Source organism: Agathobaculum sp. TL06 (assembly GCF_054658635.1).
Genome location: NZ_BAAGGY010000093.1, coordinates 1 through 255, shown reverse-complemented (window position 1 = coordinate 255; position 255 = coordinate 1). Strand labels below are relative to the sequence as shown.

The following is a 255-nucleotide window of genomic DNA, read 5'->3' as shown; positions in this document are numbered from 1 at the left end:
CCGCATGGCCGCCGGCCGGCAGCACAACGCCCTTGACGCCCGCCTTGTAGAAGCCCTCTGCCAGATAGTTGCACTGTGCAACGCGCTCGTTCAGGTAGTTGAAGTCGCAGCTCTCGTACAGGCCGACTGCCAGCGCCATGATATCACGGCCCGACATGCCGCCGTACGAATCGTTGCCGTAGCAGGAGATCTGCTTGACCTTCAGCGTAACGCCGACATCGGTGATGATGTTGCCGTTCTCGTCAAAGTCGGAGA

At 60.4% G+C, this 255-nt stretch carries 1 pseudogene; it reads right to left on the bottom strand.

The features are described from left to right. Positions 1 to 255 (bottom strand): annotated as a pseudogene (locus ACYQ3S_RS15775) (tryptophanase); the annotation flags it as partial.